Here is a 17,809-nt window from a genome sequence, read left to right as displayed (position 1 = left end):
CGTGCGATGACGACCCCGACCGCCCTGACCACACCGACCGCCAGGCGGGTACTGCCCGTCCTGGGCACCCTGCTCGCCGCCCTGCTGTGCGCGCTCGGCTTCGGCGCCACCCCCGCGTCGGCGCACGCCGCGCTCACCTCCACCGACCCCGCCAACGGCTCGGTGGTCAAGACGGCGCCGCAGCGGATCACGCTCCGCTTCTCCGAGGGGGTGCTGCTCAACACCGACTCGATACGGGTCCTCGACCCCGGCGGCGAGCGGGTCGAGCAGGGCGGTCCCGAGCACGTGGACGGCAAGTCCGACTCCGCGGCCGTCACGCTGCGCGCCGGGCTCGCGGACGGCACGTACACCGTGGCCTGGCAGGCCGTCTCGGCGGACAGCCACCCGGTGGCCGGGGCCTTCACCTTCTCCATCGGGGCGCCGTCGAAGACGACGGTGAAGGCCACGGCCACCGTCACCGAGGTCGATCCGGCGGTCGAGGTCCTCTACGGCGCGGGCCGGTACGCGGCCTACGCCGGGTTCGTGCTGCTCGTCGGCGGCTGCGTCTTCGCGGGCGTGTGCCGCTCCTCGCGGTCCGTGCAGCGGATCGCGGTCGGCGGCTGGATCACCCTCTTCGCCTCCACGGCGGCGCTGTTGCTGCTGCGGGGCGCGTACACGAGCGGCAAGGGAATGGGGTCCGTCCTCGATCTCGCGCTGCTCGGCGACGTGCTGGCCACCAAGCCGGGGGCGGCACTGCTGTCGCGGCTGCTGCTGCTGAGCGCCGCGGCCGTCTTCCTCGCCGTGCTGTTCGGTTCGTACGCCCGCGAGGACGACGACCGCACGCGCGGCGAACGCCGGGACGTCGCCTACGGGCTCGGGATCGGCGGCACCGTCGTCGCGGTCGGGCTGGCGGCGACGTGGGCGATGGCCGAGCACGCGTCGGTCGGCATACAGGCGTGGCTCGCGATGCCGGTCGACGTGCTGCACCTGGTGGCGGTCGCGGTGTGGCTCGGCGGGCTGGCCGCGCTGCTGGCCACCCTGCGCTCCGGCGAACCCCTCCGACGCGCGTCCGTGGTCCGCTTCTCGCGGCTCGCGTTCGCGTCGGTGTGCGCGCTGGTCGCCACCGGGCTCTACCAGTCCTGGCGGCAGGTCGGCTCGTGGGACGCGCTCACCGGCACCTCCTACGGCCGGTGGCTGCTGGTCAAGGCCGGGCTGGTGATCGTCCTGGTCGGCGTCGCGTACTTCTCGCGGCGCTGGACGGCCGGGCTCACGGACGGCCCGGAGCCGAAGAAGGCCAAGCCGGCCGACCGGAAGGTCCCGGCCGCCGTCAAGGGCGGCGGCTCCGACTCCGCCGAGCGGGCCGCCCAGCTCGCCCGGCAGCGGGCCGCGCTGGAGAAGGCCGCCGGGAAGCGGCAGCGCGACGCGGACGAGAACCGCAGCGGGCTGCGGCGTTCGGTCTGCGCCGAGGCCGCCGTGGCGGTCGTGCTGCTGGCCGTCACCACCGTGCTCACCGGCACCCAGCCCGGCCGCGCCGAGACCGAGCAGCAGCGGGCCGCGTCGGGCGAGGCGGCCCCCGCCGCGACCGGCCCGGCCGAGGTGCGCATCCCCTACGACACCGGCGGGACGAACGGGAGCGGCACGGCTCGGATCACCGTCGACCCCGGGCGCTCCGGCCACAACACCCTCGACGTCGCCGTCACCGACGCCGCCGGGCGGCCCGTGGACGTACCCGAGCTGGAGGTCACCTTCACCGAGAAGGCGAAGGCGATCGGCCCGCTGCGCACCACCCTGGAGCGCCGCTCCGGCGGCCGCTGGCAATCCACCGGCTTCCAGCTGCCCATGGCCGGCGAGTGGCAGCTGTCCCTGACCGTCCGGACCTCCGACATCGACCAGGTCACCGAGATCGAGAACGTGAAGATCAACTGATGGCTGAACAAGCTGACCAGGCTGAACAGAGCAAGCGGGCCGATCACCACGGCATCAGCCGCCGCCGTCTGCTGGGCACCGCCGGCGCCGCGGGCGCGGCCGGGCTCGTCGCGGGCGGCGCGGCCGGCGCGTTCGGTGCCGAGGCCGTACGGGAGACGCCGGCCGAGCTGGCGGGCGTCGGCTCCGCCACCGTGCCCTTCCACGGCGAACACCAGGCCGGCATCGCCGAGCCCGCGCAGGCGCACGGCCACCTCGTCGCCTTCGACCTCGCCCCGGGCGCCGACCGCAAGGCCGCCGCCGCGCTGCTGCGCCGCTGGTCGGCGACGGCGGCGGAGCTGGCGGCGGGCACGGCGCCGAAGGGCGACGACACGGGCATCGCCCTGGACGCGGGTCCGTCCTCCCTGACCGTCACCTTCGGCTTCGGCCGCACCTTCTTCGACCGCACCGGGCTGACCGCCGAGCGCCCGGCGGCCCTGGAGCCGCTGCCCGACTTCACCGCCGACGCGCTCGACCGCAAGCGCAGCGACGGCGACCTGTGGGTGCAGATCGGCGCCGACGACTCGTTCGTCGCCTTCCACGCGCTGCGCCTGCTCCAGAAGCAGGCCGCCGGCACGGCACGCGTCCGCTGGCAGATGAACGGCTTCAACCGGGCTCCCGGCGCGACCGCGCGCCCGCTGACCGGCCGCAACCTGATGGGCCAGATGGACGGCACCAACAACCCGAAGCCGTCGGACCCGGACTTCGCCACCCGGGTCTTCGTGCCGGACCGGAACGGCGACTGGATGGCGGGCGGCTCCTACGCCGTCGTCCGGCGCATCCGCATGCTGCTCGACAGCTGGGACCACCTCTCGCTGGAACGCCAGGAGAAGGTCATAGGCCGCCGCAAGTCGGACGGCGCCCCGCTGTCCGGCGGCACGGAGACGACACCGGTCGACCTGAACAAGGTCGAGGCGAACGGCTCGCTCGCCATCGCGGGCGACGCGCACATCCGCGTGGCGGCACCGGAGTCCAACCGGGGCGCGGCCATGCTGCGCCGGGCGTTCTCGTACCACGACGGCTTCCTGGACGACGGCGCACCGGACGCGGGCCTGCTGTTCGTCGCATGGCAGGCGGATCCCCTGAAGGGGTTCGTCCCGGTGCAGCGGAAGCTGGACCGGGGGGACGGGCTGTCGCGGTTCCTGCGACACGAGTCGAGCGGGCTGTTCGCCGTACCGGGCGGCTGCGCGCCGGGCGAGTATGTGGGGCAGCGGTTGCTGGAGGGTTGACGGGTTCGGGCCCGTCGGCTTTCGCGGTCCTCAATCGCCGGACGGGCTGCTGTGCCTTGTCCTCAATCGCCGGACGGGCTGATTTTCAGCCCGTCCGGCGATTGAGGACCGGGGTCCGGGGCGGAGCCCCGGGACGACCGTCGAGCCGCAGGCGGGAGATATCGTGACGACGCTGCCCCCAAACCACCTGCGAGGAGCGCGAATGTCCCCCAGCCGCTATACCTATCTCGGCCCCGAGGGCACCTTCACCGAGGCCGCGCTCCGTACGCTCCCCGAGGCCGCGACCCGCGAACTCGTGCCCATGGTCTCCGTGCCGACCGCGCTCGACGCCGTGCGCAACGGCGAGGCCGCCGCCGCGCTCGTGCCGATCGAGAACTCCGTGGAGGGCGGCGTCACCGCGACGCTCGACGAACTCGCCACCGGCGCACCGCTGATGATCTACCGCGAGGTGCTGCTCCAGATCGCCTTCGCGCTGCTCGTACGCCCCGGCACCCGGCTCGCGGACATCAAGACCGTCACGGGTCACCCCGTCGCGCAGCCGCAGGTGCGCAACTGGCTGGCGCAGCACCTGCCGGACGCGCTGTGGGAGTCCTCGGCGTCCAACGCGGACGGTGCGCGGCTGGTGCAGGAGGGGCGCTACGACGCCGCGTTCGCCGGGGAGTTCGCGGCGGCGACGTACGGGCTCGAGGCGCTGTACACCGACATCCACGACGCGCAGAACGCGCAGACCCGCTTCGTGCTGGCCGGCCGTCCGGCGCGGCCCGCGGCGCGCACGGGCGCGGACCGGACGTCGTTCGTCGTCTGGCTGCGCGACAACCACCCGGGCGCACTGCTGGAGCTGCTGCAGGAGTTCGCCTCGCGCGGGGTGAACCTGATGCGGATCGAGTCGCGGCCCACGGGCGAGGGCATGGGGCAGTACTGCTTCTCCATCGACTGTGAGGGGCACATCACCGACCGCCGGGTGGGCGAGGCGCTGATGGGGCTGAAGCGGACGTGCCCGAAGGTGCGCTTCCTCGGCTCGTACCCGCAGGCGGGGGTGGACGCCGGGGTGCCGCCACGGCCGGGGACGTCGGACGAGGACTTCGTGGCCGCCGCGGACTGGCTGACGCGCTGCCAGGACGGCCGGGCCTGACGGGCCTGCGGGCTGAGGGGCCTGAGGGCTGAGGGGCCTGACGGGCCTGAGGGAGTCCGAGCGTGGCGTTCGGCACAGCGGTGTGGATAGTCGACGAAGTTATCCACAGGCCACGACTCGACCTGGGGATAAGTCGACACGGTCACCCCTTCCGCCATCCGACGAATCGGTCAAGGTCGACAAATCTCTCTAGCTACGAGACGGCCGTCCACAGGGCGCCCTGCCGTACCCACCCCCACCGCAGCACCCCCTCGTCACCTGAACGCCTTCGAATAACCCTTTAGGGCGAGCAATTACCACCCGAATGAGCACTGGCGCGACGTTTACCCGGAGAAACTCCGGCGCAGGACAGAAGAGGCGGAACGATCCCTTCCGGCATCCACAGATTCCACGCACAGCCTGTGGATAAAGAATCGGAACCCTTCACCCCTGTGGACAACGGCCAGTCAACTCCCGCCCGCCGCAAGGTGCGTCGACGTCCGGCGCCGCCCCTATGCCCCTTTTCAGCAAATGCGCGCGAATTCCCCGACGCCCGCCCGCCCTCCTTATTCACAGCGTTTTCCACCCGCCTCAATATGGGACATACCGACACGAAGAGGAATATCGAGTGCGGCAGGCGCAGCCCGCAACGGTAGCCTGGAGGGGTGATTGACCTTCGCCTGCTTCGTGAGGACCCCGACCGTGTGCGCGCCTCCCAGCGCGCCCGTGGAGAGGACGTCGACATCGTCGACGCGCTGCTCTCCGCCGACGAACGACGCAGGTCGTCCAGCGTCCGCTTCGACGAACTCCGCTCCGAGCAGAAGTCGCTCGGCAAGCTCATCCCCAAGGCCTCCGGTGACGAGAAGGCCGAGCTGCTGAAGAAGGCGGGCGAGCTGTCCGCGGCCGTCAAGGCCGCCGACGCCGAGCAGGACGAGGCCGCGGCCGAGACGCAGCGCCTGCTGCTCCAGGTCGGCAACCTCGTCCACCCGGACGTGCCGCGCGGCGGCGAGGACGACTTCGTCGTCCTGGAGACCGTCGGCACCCCCCGTGACTTCGCCGCCGAGGGCTTCGAGCCCAAGGACCACCTGGAGCTGGGCCAGTCGCTCGGCGCGATCGACGTCGAGCGCGGCGCCAAGGTCTCCGGCTCCCGCTTCTACTACCTGACGGGCGTCGGCGCCCTGCTCGAGCTCGCGCTCGTCAACGCCGCCATCGCCCAGGCCACCGCCGCCGGCTTCATCCCGATGCTCACGCCCGCGCTGGTCAAGCCGCGCGCCATGGAGGGCACCGGCTTCCTCGGCCAGGCCGCCCAGGACGTCTACCACCTGGAGAAGGACGACTTCTACCTGGTCGGTACGTCCGAGGTGCCGCTCGCGGCGTACCACATGGACGAGATCATCGAGGCGGACAAGCTGCCGCTGCGCTACGCGGGCTTCTCGCCGTGCTTCCGCCGCGAGGCCGGTACGTACGGCAAGGACACCCGGGGCATCTTCCGCGTCCACCAGTTCGACAAGGTGGAGATGTTCTCCTACGTCGACCCGGAGGACGCCGAGGCCGAGCACGCGCGTCTCCTGGAGTGGGAGAAGCAGTGGCTCACCAGCCTGGAGCTGCCCTACCAGGTCATCGACGTGGCCACGGGCGACCTCGGTTCGTCCGCCTCGCGCAAGTTCGACTGCGAGGCGTGGATCCCCACCCAGGGCAAGTACCGCGAGCTGACCTCCACCTCGAACTGCGACGAGTTCCAGTCCCGCCGGCTCTCGGTGCGCATGCGCGACGGCAAGCACGTCAAGCCGCTGGCGACGCTCAACGGCACGCTGTGCGCGGTGCCGCGCACGATCGTGGCGCTGCTGGAGAACCACCAGCAGGCCGACGGCACGGTGCGCGTCCCCGAGGTGCTGCGCCCGTACCTGGGCGGTCGCGAGTTCCTGGAGCCGGTCGCCAAGTGAGGCGTACGGGCGGCTCGCGCGCGGCCTCCGGGCCATCGCGCGGGCTGCCCACGACCACCCTGCCCGCGCCGCCACGGTGCCGCGCGGGCGGAGAAACGAAGAGGAAGACGCCGTGAGCGCCGCCCCGCCGCCGTACCGCCTTGTCGCGACCGACCTCGACGGCACGCTGCTGCGCCCCGACGACACCGTCTCGGAGCGCACCCGCACAGCCCTCGCCCGGGCCACGGAGGCCGGTGCCGCGCACATCATCGTCACCGGCCGGTCCGTCCCCTGGACGCGGGCGATACTCGACGCCCTGGACTACCGGGGCCTCGCGGTCTGCGGGCAGGGCGCGCAGGTCTACCACGCGGGCGAGCACCGGTTGCTGACGTCGGTGACCCTGGACCGGCAGCTCGCCGCGCTGGCCGTCGCCAAGGTCGAGGCCGAGGTCGGCCCGCTCTACCTCGCCGCCAGCCGTGACGGCATGGACGGCGACGTACTGATCGGCCCCGGCTACCGCATCCAGGACGGCCCGCTGCCGGCCGTCCCGATCACGGACCCGGCCGAGCTGTGGCTCACCCCGCTCAACAAGCTCTACCTCCAGCACCCGGACCTCGGCGACGACGAGCTGGTCGAGGTGGCCCGGCGGGTCGCCGGCGACCTGGTGGGCGTGACGATGGCGGGCGCCGGGATCGTCGAGCTGCTGCCGCTGGGCCTGAGCAAGGCCACGGGCCTGTCGCTGGCCGCGCGCCGCCTGGGCATGAAGGCCGTCGACACCATCGCCTTCGGTGACATGCCCAACGACATCCCGATGTTCGGCTGGGCCGCGCACGGTGTGGCGATGGCCAACGCCCATCCGGAGCTGCGGGCCGTCGCGGACGAGATCACGGACTCGAACGAGAACGACGGGATCGCGGCCGTTCTGGAGCGGCTGTTCGGCTGACGCCGACGGGTTTTCCCGTCGGCCCGCGCACGGGCCACCGCACCGGCCACGGCACAGGCCCCCAGGTGCCCCGGCCGCGCGTCAGCGGCCAGCAGGCCAGCCCCACGGCCACGGCGATCGCGTGCCCGAGGTCGGTGTACGTCGTCCCCCCGGTGACGAGCGGCACCCCGAAGAACAGCGTGACGGCCAGCAGATAGACCCAGCGCCAGGGGCGGGCCACCCGGTAGGCCAGCACCCCGGCGGAGGCGGCGAGCCCGTACGAGACCCCTATGTCGACAACGTGCTTCATCGAGCGGGGCACCGCGTGCTCCTGGATCGACAGCAGCAGCACCTCCTGGCTGACGAGCGTGGCCGCGACATGGGCGACGGCCACCGTGACCAGCCAGCGCAGCGTGCCGAGCCAGCGTTCGACGTTGGCGTGGAAGACCTCGAAGAGCACGGCGTAGAGCAGGAACGAGGACGGGCTCTCGATCCAGAACCCGCTGATGAGCAGCGACTGCAACGGGTGCTTGGTGAGTGCGTGGATGTTGCTGCTGGTGCGGTGGAGAAGGAACGTCTCCAGCCCCTCGCTGGCCGCCGCGATGACGAGGCTGGTGATGCCGATGATCAGCAGCCAGATGTGCGTACCGGGTGACGAGCAGACCCAGCGGCGTATCCGATCGGCGGCTGTCACCATTCGAAGGTAGCCGGGGTCCGGAATCTCCGCGCGCCGGCCGAATCCACCGGGGCCGGGCACAATCCAGCCCGCCCGGCGTTTGAGGACACCCAATCCCAGCCCGCCCGGCGCTTGAGGGTCAGTTGTAGGATGACTGGGCAACCGGGCAAGCCACGCCCCACCCCCCACCGTCCGGAGGACGAAATGACCCTGCGTGCAGCCGGACGCCAGTCCCTCGTGGACACCGTCGTCGACCAGCTCCGCGCACAGGTCACCGCCGGCGAATGGCCCGTGGGCGGCCGCATCCCGACCGAGCACGCGCTCGCCGAACAGCTCCAGGTCGGGCGCAACACGGTCCGCGAGGCCGTCCGCGTCCTCGTGCACGCCGGCATGCTGCGCTCCCGGCAGGGCGAGGGCACCTTCGTCGTCTCCACCGCCGACCCCGGCGAGATCATGCGCGGTCTCCAGCGCGCCGGAGTGCGGGACGTGCTGGAGCTGCGCATCGCGCTGGAGGCCGAGGCCGCGCGGCTCGCGGCGGTCCGCCACGAGCCCGCCGACCTGGAGCGGATGCGCGCGGCGCTGGACGCGCAGACGGCCTTCGAGGACCCGGACGGCCAGCCCGACTCCGGGAACCTGGAGCTGTACGCCGATCACGACATCGCGTTCCACAAGGCCGTCGTCGAGGCCGCGCACAACACCGCGCTGACCGCCACCTACGGCTGGTTCAGCAGCTCGGTGCGCGAGTCGCTGGTCACCGCGCTCGGCGACCGCGAGATGCCGCGCATCGTCCACGGCGACCACCACGCGCTCATGGACGCCATCGCCTCCGGTGACCCCGACGCCGCCGCGCGGGCAGCCCGGGCGCTGCTCGAACGCCCGAAGCAGGCCGTCGAGTCCCTGCTCGCCGAACGCTGAACGGCGCCCGGCCCCCGCACCACCGCACCACCTTTGGAAAGGCACCACCATGTCCGAGACGAGGTCCGAAGCACCACTGATCGACGCGGAGGAGGCCCTGGCGCCCACCGCGCCCGTGGCCGCCGCGAGACGACGGCTGCGCGCCCACCCCGCGCTCGTGATGCTCGGCATCGTCCTCGCCTCCCTCAACATGCGGGCCGCGCTCGCCGGGGTCTCACCGCTCCTCGGCGAGATCGGTGACCACTTCCACCTGGCCGCCGCCGCGAGCAGCCTGGTGACGACCATTCCGCTCGTCTTCATGGGGCTCGGCTCGATCGTCGCGCCGAAGCTCGCCCGGCGCTGGGGCACCGAGGCCGTGCTCTGCGGCGCGCTCGCGCTGCTGTGCGGCGGCATCGTGCTGCGCGTCGCGCCGCCCGTCGTGGCTTTGTTCGTCGGCTGTGCGCTCGTCGGTACCGCGATAGCCCTGCTCAACGTCCTCATGCCGGGTCTGATCAAGCGGGACTTCCCGGACCGGGCCGCGAGCATGACCGCGCTCTACTCCACCGCGATGATCCTCGGCGCCACCGTCTCCGCGGCCTCCGCCGTGCCACTGGAGAACGCCCTCGGCGGCTGGCAGGGCTCCCTCGCCTCCTGGGCGCTGCTCGCGGCCCTCGCCGCGGCCGTGTGGATCCCGCAGGTGGTCATCTCCCGCCGGGGCACAGGGCACGGCGAGTCGGCGGCGAAGCCCGCGGCCGACGGCGGCACCGACCTCGTCCGTACGCCGCTGGCCTGGCAGATCACCCTCTTCATGGGCTCGCAGTCGCTCGTGGCGTATGTCTGCATCGCCTGGCTGCCGACGATCTTCACGGACCACGGCATGAGCAAGGCCGAGGCGGGTCTCGTCTTCGCGTTCAGCACCCTGGTGCAGATGGCCGGTTCGTTCGTCGTGCCGATGCTGGCCGGGCGGATGCGTTCACAGCGCCTGCTGGCGGTCGGCGTGGTGCTGTTCATGGCGGCGGGCATCACCGGGCTGCTCGTGGCCCCGGTCGCCGGGGCGTGGCTGTGGGCGGTGCTGCTCGGCATCGGCCAGGGCGGTGCGCTGGGCCTCGCGCTGACGATGATGGTGCTGCGCACCCGCGATGCCCACACCGCCGCCCGGCTCTCGGGCATGGCACAGACGTGGGGCTATCTGCTGGCGGCGGTCGGGCCGTTCGCGCTGGGCGCCGTCCACCAGGCGACCGGCGGATGGACCGTACCGATCGTGCTGCTGCTGGTGGTGTGCGCGGGGCTGGTGATGCTCGGGCTCGGCGCCGGGCGCGATCGGAAGATCTGAGACGTTGAACAGGGTGGTGGCTCCCCCCACGACCGGGAGCCACCGCCCCGTCCCGCGCCCGTGTCGAGGAGACCGACCGCCCGTGTCCGACGCTTCCCGGATCACTGTCCCCGCCGCACTGGCGGAGTTCCACGAGTCGTACGAGGACGAGGAGGGCCGCGCCTGGATCGCCGGGCTGCCCGGCCTGGCCGCCGGTTTCCTGGACCGCTGGGAGCTGCGGCTCGACGGGCCCCCGGCGCACGGCGCGGTGGCGCTCGTCCTGCCGGTGCGCCGCGCGGACGACACCCCGGCCGTGCTCAAGCTGCAGCCGGTCGACGAGGAGACCGAGGGCGAACCCGTCGCGCTGCGCGCGTGGGGCGGCGGTGGCGCGGTCCGGCTCCTCGACCACGACGCCTCCTCCGGCACGATGCTGCTGGAGCGGCTGGACGCCGGGCGCTCGCTGGCGTCGGTGCCGGACGACGAGGCCGCGCTGCTGACGCTCACCGAGCTGCTGGCCCGCCTGGTGGCGGCCCCCGCACCGGCCGGCCTGCGCACGCTCGCCGACCTCGCGGAAGCCATGCTCGCCGAGGTGCCGGACGCGCTCCCGGCCCTGGCCGACCCGGCCGAACGGGACCTGCTGCGCTCCTGCGCGGCCGCCGTGCGGGACGCGGCCGGCGACGCGGGTGACCGGCTGCTGCACTGGGATCTGCACTACGAGAACGTGCTGACACCGCTGCCGGGAGACGGCCGCGAGCCGTGGCTCGCCATCGACCCGAAGCCGCTCGCGGGCGACCCCGGCTTCGAACTGCTGCCCGCACTCCGCAACCGCTGGGACGACGTCGTGGCGACCGGCGACGTCGAGCGCGCGGTCCGCCGGCGCTTCGACCTGATGACCGAGGTCATGGGTTTGGACCGGCCGCGCGCGGTGAACTGGACGCTGGGGCGCGTGCTGCAGAACGCCCTGTGGGATCTGGAGGACTGCGACGAGGGGGAGGAAACCCTCGCACCCGAGCAGGTCCTGATCGCCCGGGTGCTGTTGGGGTACTGAACGCCTGCGGCGGCGGGCGCCCTGCGGGCGCGTCCTCAATCTCCCCCAGCTACCGCTGGGAGGTGCCCCCAGCGGGCTGGAATCGGCTGAGCTCAGCCGCCAAGCCCGTCCGGCGTTTGAGGACACAGCACAGCAGCCCGTCCGGCGATTGAGGACACCACCGCGCAGCGGGGGTGCGACCGACACTGGCCCGCAGCCCCCTCACTCCTCCCCGGCGAGGGTGAGCGTGCGCAGCTTGCGGCCCGCGTACCAGGTGGCCGCCACCGTGACGCCGATGAGCAGGACGAGCGCCAGCGGCAGGCCGACGTCCGAGCTGATGGCGCCCTCCGCGCCGATCTTCTGGGCGAGCGCCAGGGACCACTGCTGGACGCTGAGGGTGCGGGCGCCCGGGATGAGGCTACCGAAGAGCGTCTCCCACACCAGGGCGTAGACGAGGCCGGCGACGACCGCGTGCCGGGTGACGGTGCCCAGCAGCAGGAAGACCGCGCTGTAGGCGATGGAGGCGACGGCGGCGGCGACGGCGTAGGCCACGGCGATCTGCTGGCTGTTGCCGTTGAGGATGAAGCCCGCGACGAGCGTGGGGATCGCCGAGAAGGCGACGGTCACCCCGATCGCGACGAGCAGCTTGGTGAAGACGATCGTGGGCCGCTTGATCGGCTTGGCCAGGAGGTAGACCACCGAGCCGTCGTCGATCTCCGGGCCGATCGCGCCCGTACCGGCGACGACGCCGATGAGCGGGACCATCGTGGCGAGCGCGAAGCCGCCGAGGACGGTGGTGGCCGTCTCGTCGTCGGCGCCGGTCATGACGCGGATCACCGCCGAGATGATCAGCAGCAGGGCGGGCAGGGCGAAGAGGATCGCGGCCCGGCGGCGGCCGAGGAGGGCCCGGTAGGTGAGCCGGGCGACGGTGGGGTGGTACAGCCCGGAGGACGCTGACATCGCTGAGGGCTCCTTTCAGGCCGCGACGAGGTAGGAGAAGACCGATTCCAGCGACTCGTCGGAGGGCGAGACCGTCAGGAGGCGGATGCCCTGCGCGCGGGCGACGCGCGGCAGAAGCTCGGTGAAGCGGCCGAAGTCGACGGCCTGGACGCGCAGGGCGCCCTCCTGGACGTCCACTTCGATGCCCGACGTGGACGGGTCCGCGATGAGGGCGGCGGCGAGGGCCCGGTCGTCGCTGGAGCGCACGAGATAGCGGTGCGGACGGTCCGTCATCAGCCGGCGGATCTTGCGGAAGTCGCCGGACGCGGCGTGCCGTCCCGCGACGACGACCTCGATGTGGGCCGCCAGCTGCTCGACCTCCTCCAGGATGTGCGAGGAGAACAGGACCGTCCGGCCCTCCGCGCCCATCTGCCGCAGCAGCTCCATGAGCTGCATGCGCTGCCGCGGGTCCATGCCGTTGAACGGCTCGTCGAGGAGGAGCACCGACGGGTCGTGGACGAGGGCGGAGGCCATCTTCACGCGCTGGCGCATGCCCTTGCTGTACGTGGCGATCTTGCGGTCCTGCGCGTACTCCATCTCGACCGTGGCGAGCGCCCGCTGTGCCTCCTTCGCGCCCAGGCCGTGCAACTCGGCGTTGGCGCGCACGAATTCCAGTCCGGTCAGGAAGTCGTACATGGCTTCCCGCTCGGGGACGATGCCGATGTGGCGGTAGATCTGCTCGTTGCGCCAGATCGCCGTCCCGTCGAGGGTGACCGTGCCGGTGGAGGGGGCCAGGAAGCCGCCCATCATGTTGATGAGGGTGGACTTCCCGGCGCCGTTGGGGCCGAGCAGGCCGGTGACACCGGGGCCGATGACCATGGAGACGTCGTTGACGGCCACCACATTGCCGAACCAGCGCGAGACGTTGTCGATGTGGATGGAGCTCACAGCCCGACCTTTCGGTAGCGGCGCATCAGCAGCCCGTACGAGCCGACGACCAGGGCGAGAAGGACGAGGAGATAGACGACGCCGGTGCCGGCGGACGGGCCGTGGCCGCCGGGGAAGGCGGAGGTGGCGGAGAGGAACGCCGTCTGCACACCGTCGACGAGCGTGATCGGCGAGAAGAGGCCGATCCAGCTGACCGCCGCGGTGTTGTCCTGGGCCAGCGCGATGCCCTGGATGGTGGACACGGCCCCGTACGAGATCGTCAGCACGGCGATGACGGCGGCCACGCCGAAGCCGCGGCGCGGTGTGAGGGCCGCGACCACCAGGCCGATGCCGGCGAAGAGAAGCGAAAGCAGGATCACGGAGACGAGTCCTTGCGCGAAGCCCTTCGTCTGGTCGGCGAAGTCGAGCTTGGCGAGCAGTGCGCCCACATAGAGCAGCAGCAGGGGCGTGGCGGTCAGGATGAACAGGGCGGACGCCATCGCCGCGAACTTCGCGGCCACGTAGTCGACGCGCTCGATGGGGCGGGAGAAGTACAGCGGGACCGTCTTGAAGCGCAGGTCGCGCGAGACGGACTGCGGCGCCTGGGAGGCGATGTACAGGCCGATGACGGCCTGGAGGAGGATCGCGTACCGCGTGTACTCCAGCGGCAGCTTGTTCATCTTCGTCGCCACGCTGACCGCCACGATGATCGCGGCGGGCAGCACCATGACGCCGAACAGGATCATCGGCAGGACCTTGGACTTCGCCGAGCGCCCGAGGCCGTACGCGCCGCGCAGGCTCTGCGAGAAGAGCGAGCGGCGGGCGTAGGCGCGACCGAGCCGGGGGCCCGCGTAGTTGCGGTAGCCGATGTTGTGAATGACGTCCTGTGCCGGGGCGGCGGTGGTCTCAGGCGGCATCGGGGGCGCCTCCGTTCTGCTCGTCGCGGAAGACCTCCGCGATGCGGTGGCGCCGCTGTTCCATGCGGACCAGGCCGAGGCCGAGCTCGGCGACGGCGTCGCGGACCGTGTCGTAGGTGCCCTCGTCGACGACGTCCACGAGGAGCACCCGCCCGGAGGCGGGCGAGCCGTCCAGGGCCCGGCCCGCGGGCTGGACCGTCAGCCGCGCCCCGGTGAGGGCGGCGTGCAGCGCGGCCACGCCGTCCGGGCAGGCGTCGGTGTCCGTGACCTCCACGGCGAGGGAGCCCGTGGCCTGGGTGAAGTCGCTGGTGGAGGAGGACCTCAGCAGCGTGCCGCCGTCGATGACCACGACGTGGTCACAGGTGCGCTCCAGCTCGCCGAGCAGGTGCGAGGTGACCAGGACCGAAATGCCGAAGTCGGTGTGGACCCGCCGGATCAGGCCGAGCATCTCGTCGCGGCCGACGGGGTCGAGGCCGTTGGTCGGCTCGTCCAGCAGGACCAGCTGGGGGTCGTGGACGAGCGCCTGCGCCAGCTTGACCCGCTGCTTCATGCCCGTCGAATAACCGCCCATGGGGCGGTACCGCTCCTCGTAGAGCCCCACGTGGCGCAGGGTGTCGGCGGTGCGCTCGCGGGCGGCCGTGGCCGGCAGGCCGGACATGCGCGCCATGTGGACGACGAACTCGGTCGCCGACACGTCGGGCGGCAGGCAGTCGTGCTCGGGCATGTAGCCGACCCGCTCGCGGATCGCGCTGCCCTCGGTCGCGACGTCGAGGCCGAGCACGGCGGCGCGGCCCTCGGTGGCCGGGGAGAGCCCGAGCAGAATCTTGATCAGCGTGGACTTGCCGGCTCCGTTGGCACCCACCAGGCCGGTCACTCCCGGGGCGATGTCGACGGAGAGCCGGTCAAGAGCGGTCACCCGGGGGAACCGCTTGCTGAGGCTTTCGGTGGCGATCACAGTCACAGGTTCGACGTTAGTGGCGCGCGCCACAGGAGTCGTCAGCCCAGATGGCTGGATGGGCCTAGTCCTCGGGTCTGACGTGCCCGTAGGGGAGCGGTACTCCTGGAGGGGTGCCGTCTGCGGGGTGGCGGGAGGGGCCTGTGGGGCGGGTCCCGCGCGACCGTGCGGGCCACGGAGGTTTTCCACAGGCACGGGCAGGCCCCTTGACGCAGCCGCCGGACATTGTCACATTCATCATTGTCAACTTTCGGACGTGGTCAACTCGCGGGCGCGTCCCCGGATTTCACCGTCCGGGACCCGTGCCCGGCACAGGGACGGACGGGTGGGCATGGCGGCTGTCGTGGCGGGACGGGTCGAGGGGCGGGGCCGGAGCCCCGGGCGGTCGGCGGGCACCGGGGCCGCGGAGCTGCGCGGGTTCCGGGCGGTGCAGCGCCTGGCGTACACATGCGCGGAGGAGGTCGCCGCGCAGCTCGGACCGGGGATGACCGAGCGGGACGCCACCCGGATGCAGCGGGAGTGGCTGCGCGGCCGTGGTGTGCGGGACTGGTTCCATCTGCCCTTCGCGTGGTTCGGCGACCGTACGGCCTTCACCGGCTTCCGGGTGCCGCTCCAGTTCTTCCCCACCGGGCGGAGGCTGGAGCCGGGAATGCCGTTCATCCTCGACATGGCGCCGATCCACGAGGGCTTCACCGCCGACATCGGGTATTCGGGCTGCCTCGGCCTCGATCCGCTGCACGACCGGCTGCTGGCGGATCTGGAGGCCCACCGCGAGCTGATCCTGCGCGAGGTGCGCGAGCGGCGCCCGCTGCGTGACATCTACGAGGACGTGGACCGGCTCATGGCCCGTCAGGGCTACGCCAACCGGCACCGCGCGTACCCCTTCGGTGTGATCGCGCACAAGGTGGACCGGGTGCGGGAGCGCCGCTGGTCGCCGCACGTGCTCGGCTTCGGCACCCAGTCGCTGAAGGGCCTGGCGTCCGATGCCGTCCACGGGCACCGCGAAGGCTGGTCGCCGCTGTGGAGCCCGTACCGCTTCTCCGACCACCCGCCCACGCCAGGCCTGTGGGCGGTCGAACCCCACCTCGGGTTCCGGGGCACGGGCGCGAAGTTCGAGGAGCTCTTGGTGGTCACCGATTCCCGGGACCCCGAGGAGAGCGCGTTCTGGCTCGACGACGATCTGCCGCACGTGCGGCGCCGGCAGGAGGAGAAGGCCGCATGAGCAGCAGCACGGACGGCACGGGAGGCGCGGGCCTCGAGGGCGCGCGCGAGCGGTGGGTGCGGACGGGCGGCGTCGAGCTGTGCGTCGTGGAGCTGGGTGACGCCGCACGGCCCACGGTCGTGCTGGTGCACGGCTATCCGGACAGCAAGGAGGTGTGGGCCGAGGTGGCCGGCCGGTTGCGCGACCGCTTCCACGTGGTGCTGTACGACGTGCGCGGCCACGGCCGGTCCACGGCGCCGCAGCCGCTGCGGGGCGGCTTCACGCTGGAGAAGCTCACCGACGACTTCCTGGCCGTCGCCGACGCGGTGAGCCCGGACGCACCGGTGCACCTCGTGGGCCACGACTGGGGGTCCGTGCAGGGCTGGGAGTTCGTGACCGTCCCGCGCACCGAGGGGCGCGTCGCGTCCTTCACCACCATCTCCGGGCCGTCGCTGGACCACTTCGGCCACTGGATCAACGACCGCGTCGCCCGCCCCACCCCGCGCCGGGTGGCCCAACTCCTCGGCCAGGGCACCCGGTCCTGGTACGTGGGGGCACTGCACACCCCGGCACTGCCCGAGGCGCTCTGGCGCGGCCCGCTCGGCAAGCGCTGGCCGAAGATGGTGGCGCGGCTGGAGAAACTGCCGAGCGGCTCGTACCCCACGGCCTCGTTGCCGACCGACGCGGCCCACGGCACCTGGCTCTACCGCGACAACGTCCTGCCCCGGATGCGCCATCCGCGTGCGGACGCCTTCGCCCACGTGCCGGTGCAGCTGATCACCCCGACCGGTGACGCCTATCTGTCCGAGCGGCTCTACGACGACCTGGAGCGCTGGGCACCGCGGCTCGTGCGGCACACCCTGGCCGCCAAGCACTGGGTGCCGCGCACCCGGCCCGACCAGGTCTCCTCCTGGATCGCGGAGTTCGTCACCGCCCAGGAGGAGGGCGCCCCGGCCCGCCGCCCCGCACCCACTGGGCCCTACGCGCAGCGCTTCGGCGGGCACCTGGTGCTGGTGACGGGCGCGGCGAGCGGCATCGGCCGGGCCACGGCCTTCGCGTTCGCCGAAGCGGGCGCGCGGGTCGTCGCCGTCGACCGGGACCCGGCGGGCGTCGCCCGGACGGCCGAAATGGCGCGGCTGGTCGGCGCGGCCGAGGCGTGGAGCGAGGTCGTCGACGTCTCGGACGAGCAGGCGATGGAGAAGCTGGCCGCCAAGGTCGCCGCCGAGTACGGCGTGGTGGACGTGCTGGTCAACAACGCCGGCATCGGGCTCACCGGCTCCTTCATGGACACCACCACCGAGGACTGGAAGAAGGTCCTCGACGTCAATCTGTGGGGCGTCATCCACGGCTGCCGGACCTTCGGCAGGCAGATGGCCGAGCGCGGCCAGGGCGGCCACATCGTCAACACCGCCTCCGCCGCCGCCTTCCAGCCCTCCAGGGTCCTGCCCGCCTACAGCACCTCCAAGGCCGCCGTCCTGATGCTCAGCGAATGCCTGCGCGCCGAGCTGGCCGGGCAGGGCATCGGGGTCACCGCTATCTGCCCCGGCATCGTCAACACCAACATCACCGCGACGGCCCGCTTCGCCGGCGTCCCGGAGAAGGAGCAGCAGCGCCGCCGGGCGAAGGCCTCGCGGGCGTACGGGATGCGCAACTACCCCCCGGAGAAGGTCGCCGACGCCATCCTGCGGGCGGTGTTCCACGACCAGGCCGTGGTGGCGGTCACCCCGGAGGCCCGGGGCCTGAAGCTGCTGTCCCGGCTCTCGCCCCGGATGCTGCGCGCCCTCGCCCGGATCGAGCCCCGGCTGTGACGGGGCCGCGCCCCCACCAGAGGAGAAG

The 17,809-nt window shown here is 72.4% G+C and carries 15 protein-coding genes; 10 read left to right on the top strand and 5 right to left on the bottom strand.

Annotated elements, in window-relative coordinates:
- The first annotated feature begins 6 nt into the window (after positions 1 to 6).
- The 5 genes from FHS38_RS19180 (at position 7) to FHS38_RS19160 (ending at position 7,146) form a co-directional block, all read left to right on the top strand.
- A complete protein-coding gene (locus FHS38_RS19180) occupies positions 7 to 1,905 on the top strand; it encodes a copper resistance CopC/CopD family protein (RefSeq protein WP_184734940.1) in 1,899 nt (632 codons plus the stop codon).
- The gene (gene efeB / locus FHS38_RS19175; protein ID WP_184734938.1) at positions 1,905 to 3,170 is read left to right on the top strand and encodes an iron uptake transporter deferrochelatase/peroxidase subunit; all 1,266 of its coding nucleotides are present in this window, start codon (positions 1,905 to 1,907) and stop codon (positions 3,168 to 3,170) included. The genes FHS38_RS19180 and efeB overlap by 1 nt, the downstream gene beginning before the upstream one ends.
- Before the next feature lie 202 nt (positions 3,171 to 3,372).
- Positions 3,373 to 4,302, top strand: coding sequence for a prephenate dehydratase (gene pheA / locus FHS38_RS19170; protein ID WP_184734936.1), 930 nt, complete (start codon positions 3,373 to 3,375; stop codon positions 4,300 to 4,302).
- A 644-nt stretch (positions 4,303 to 4,946) separates the two neighbouring features.
- Positions 4,947 to 6,224: a serine--tRNA ligase gene (serS, locus tag FHS38_RS19165; RefSeq protein WP_184734934.1), complete on the top strand. Its 1,278-nt coding sequence runs from the start codon at positions 4,947 to 4,949 to the stop codon at positions 6,222 to 6,224.
- 112 nt (positions 6,225 to 6,336) lie between these two features.
- Positions 6,337 to 7,146 carry an HAD family hydrolase gene (locus FHS38_RS19160; protein ID WP_184734932.1) on the top strand — a complete coding sequence of 270 codons (810 nt, stop codon included), beginning with the start codon at positions 6,337 to 6,339 and terminating at the stop codon, positions 7,144 to 7,146.
- Here the strand turns inward: FHS38_RS19160 and FHS38_RS19155 are convergent.
- On the bottom strand, positions 7,088 to 7,819 hold the full coding sequence (locus tag FHS38_RS19155) for a rhomboid-like protein (RefSeq protein ID WP_373301869.1): 732 nt from the start codon (positions 7,817 to 7,819) through the stop codon (positions 7,088 to 7,090). The genes FHS38_RS19160 and FHS38_RS19155 overlap by 59 nt on opposite strands.
- A gap of 186 nt (positions 7,820 to 8,005) precedes the next feature.
- On the opposite strand from FHS38_RS19155, the gene FHS38_RS19150 reads away from it, so the two are divergent.
- From FHS38_RS19150 to FHS38_RS19140, 3 genes are all read left to right on the top strand, one after another.
- On the top strand, positions 8,006 to 8,716 hold the full coding sequence (locus FHS38_RS19150; protein WP_184734930.1) for a FadR/GntR family transcriptional regulator: 711 nt from the start codon (positions 8,006 to 8,008) through the stop codon (positions 8,714 to 8,716).
- A gap of 49 nt (positions 8,717 to 8,765) precedes the next feature.
- Positions 8,766 to 10,028, top strand: a complete 1,263-nt coding sequence (locus FHS38_RS19145; protein WP_184734928.1) for a CynX/NimT family MFS transporter — start codon at positions 8,766 to 8,768, stop codon at positions 10,026 to 10,028.
- 82 nt (positions 10,029 to 10,110) lie between these two features.
- A complete protein-coding gene (locus FHS38_RS19140) occupies positions 10,111 to 11,055 on the top strand; it encodes an aminoglycoside phosphotransferase family protein (protein WP_184734926.1) in 945 nt (314 codons plus the stop codon).
- A gap of 201 nt (positions 11,056 to 11,256) precedes the next feature.
- On the opposite strand, the gene FHS38_RS19135 is transcribed toward FHS38_RS19140, so the two are convergent.
- Genes FHS38_RS19135 through FHS38_RS19120 form a run of 4 tightly spaced genes read right to left on the bottom strand, consistent with a single transcriptional unit; the run spans position 11,257 to position 14,805 of the window.
- Positions 11,257 to 11,976 (bottom strand): ABC transporter permease subunit, encoded by a 720-nt coding sequence (locus tag FHS38_RS19135; RefSeq protein ID WP_184735077.1) that lies wholly within the window; start codon positions 11,974 to 11,976, stop codon positions 11,257 to 11,259.
- A 33-nt stretch (positions 11,977 to 12,009) separates the two neighbouring features.
- Entirely contained in the window at positions 12,010 to 12,921 is a 912-nt protein-coding gene (locus FHS38_RS19130; RefSeq protein WP_184734924.1) for an ABC transporter ATP-binding protein, read from the bottom strand.
- Positions 12,918 to 13,817, bottom strand: coding sequence for an ABC transporter permease subunit (locus FHS38_RS19125; protein WP_184734922.1), 900 nt, complete (start codon positions 13,815 to 13,817; stop codon positions 12,918 to 12,920). Before FHS38_RS19125 ends, FHS38_RS19130 begins: the two co-directional genes overlap by 4 nt.
- Complete coding sequence (locus tag FHS38_RS19120; protein WP_184734919.1) at positions 13,807 to 14,805, bottom strand: ABC transporter ATP-binding protein; 999 nt, start codon at positions 14,803 to 14,805, stop codon at positions 13,807 to 13,809. The genes FHS38_RS19125 and FHS38_RS19120 overlap by 11 nt, the downstream gene beginning before the upstream one ends.
- Positions 14,806 to 15,103: 298 nt before the next feature.
- Between FHS38_RS19120 and FHS38_RS19115 the strand changes: the two genes are divergently transcribed.
- Together FHS38_RS19115 and FHS38_RS19110 are read left to right on the top strand one after the other, a co-directional pair.
- Entirely contained in the window at positions 15,104 to 15,994 is an 891-nt protein-coding gene (locus tag FHS38_RS19115) for a M24 family metallopeptidase (RefSeq protein WP_184734917.1), read from the top strand.
- Positions 15,991 to 17,781 (top strand): SDR family oxidoreductase, encoded by a 1,791-nt coding sequence (locus tag FHS38_RS19110; RefSeq protein WP_184734915.1) that lies wholly within the window; start codon positions 15,991 to 15,993, stop codon positions 17,779 to 17,781. The genes FHS38_RS19115 and FHS38_RS19110 overlap by 4 nt, the downstream gene beginning before the upstream one ends.
- Positions 17,782 to 17,809: the final 28 nt, after the last annotated feature.

It is taken from the genome of Streptomyces netropsis (genome assembly GCF_014203545.1).
Classification (GTDB): Bacteria; Actinomycetota; Actinomycetes; order Streptomycetales; family Streptomycetaceae; genus Streptomyces; species Streptomyces netropsis.
The sequence above is the reverse complement of the archived record's forward strand: the minus strand, read 5'-3'. Positions and strand labels throughout refer to the sequence as shown.